General features: G+C 28.2%; 2 protein-coding genes. Both read right to left on the minus strand.

Annotated features, from left to right (window positions below; translation table 11 throughout):
- Positions 1-91: 91 nt before the first annotated feature.
- Complete coding sequence (locus tag PVA17_RS24705; RefSeq protein ID WP_274069331.1) at positions 92-709, minus strand: DUF2247 family protein; 618 nt, start codon at positions 707-709, stop codon at positions 92-94.
- 120 nt (positions 710-829) lie between these two features.
- Positions 830-1,186 carry a hypothetical protein gene (locus tag PVA17_RS24710; RefSeq protein WP_274069332.1) on the minus strand — a complete coding sequence of 119 codons (357 nt, stop codon included), beginning with the start codon at positions 1,184-1,186 and terminating at the stop codon, positions 830-832.
- Positions 1,187-1,623 lie beyond the last annotated feature (437 nt).

Raw genomic sequence — 1,623 nt, forward strand, 5'->3', positions numbered from 1 at the left:
CAATTATTCAACGTAAGAATTCAATTGAAATTTCTATAATTTAAATCCACCATATTCTACTTCTACTAGCTAAATTCCCCTTTTATTACTGTCACAAATTATTTTTCAATCCACTTCTAGTCAAAGTCATATCATTTTGCAAATATTGTTGTTCCTTGTTTAAAAAGTCATTAAATAAGTTTTTTAATCTAACTAAATTCTCATCTTTTGAGTATTGCAAAGGATTATACCCGTCTTTCGGAGGGAGGTAATTAATAAAACTATCCATATCTTCCGGATAATTAAAATCAGCATATACTTCAGTAACCTTGTTTAATAACTCCTCGAAATCATCTAGATAATTCATTTTTAAATAAGCCAATATCCCAAATCTCCATTTTCGTTTTTCAAATTGCCAAACATCAGCACCTAGGTTCAAATCATTGAAATTTGACTCATTTAATATATTTACTAATAAACCTTTATAATCAAAATCACCCTCATCCCAAGCTAGCTGAATAACATGTTGATTACTTGTTTCTGGATGGTTAGTCAGAAATTCAACTGCATAATTCTTTATTTCAGTATATTTTATTTGACCAAGTTCTAGTCCTACATATAGCGTAAGCCAATCGTACTTTATTTTGTTTTGCTTAAGAATATCTACAGAAATATCTATATTGGGAAACTCATTTAAAGGTTGCCATTTTTGCCAATATTCTTTTCCCATAATTTTCGCCCCTTCTAATAAAAAAATTTCTAAGAACATTCGCCGATTCAATACCGTTGACCGGCTGTAGAATAAGGCATTCTTACTATCACGGTACCTTATCGCAATTAAAGTTTTTAATTATACTTTGTCAATAAATATACCAGTACATATAACTTTCACATTTAATGGTGGCATTAAAATATTACACTTCAATAAGTTTTCTTCATCCTCAAATTCCACCTCACTGATTTCAATATTCTGAATAAAATAAGGAATCTGTGGTTTAGTTAATTCTTTGAAAGGTTTTAATCTATCCTCAACACTTGTAATAAATAGAAATTTTGAACAACCAGTGAATAGTAATTTTACATGATAATCTGTGTCCTCAAACATAATTGTAATCTCGTCACCAAAAAAGTTAGTGTCCATTTGCAAGACTCTTGCATCCCAATAATGTATAGCTTCTATTTCACTTTGAATATGCTTCGCTTTCAAATTAATCACCTTACTTTATATAAAGAAGTTTTATTTAAGGCCTTAAGTTTTTGGCCTTCTGTTAATTTTCTGAACATAGAAATTGTCCTTCTGAAAAATAAAAACAATAATACATGGATTACACTCTTTTTAAACAATACAAGGAAATCTATTTAGTACTAGGTTTACTAAAAAATATAGGTTGAATATAAAATATCCTTGTGATCCATTAGTAGTTTTGATACATAAATCTCTATCTTAAAGTTAGGTGTAACTTTATAGTTTAGCATTCTCAATCCAATTTCCTCAATTTTGTGTCAATGTAATTTTTTTCGCATCAAGATTCTAAAAATTTGATTTAAACATGAGATTTTTTATCCTTAAATCCTTTTTACATTACTAAAAAACATTGAGAGTCATAAATCCAAGGTTTAGATTAATATAGTTCTATTTTAACT

This window comes from Lysinibacillus sp. CNPSo 3705, assembly GCF_028674935.1.
Classification (GTDB): domain Bacteria; phylum Bacillota; class Bacilli; order Bacillales_A; family Planococcaceae; genus Lysinibacillus.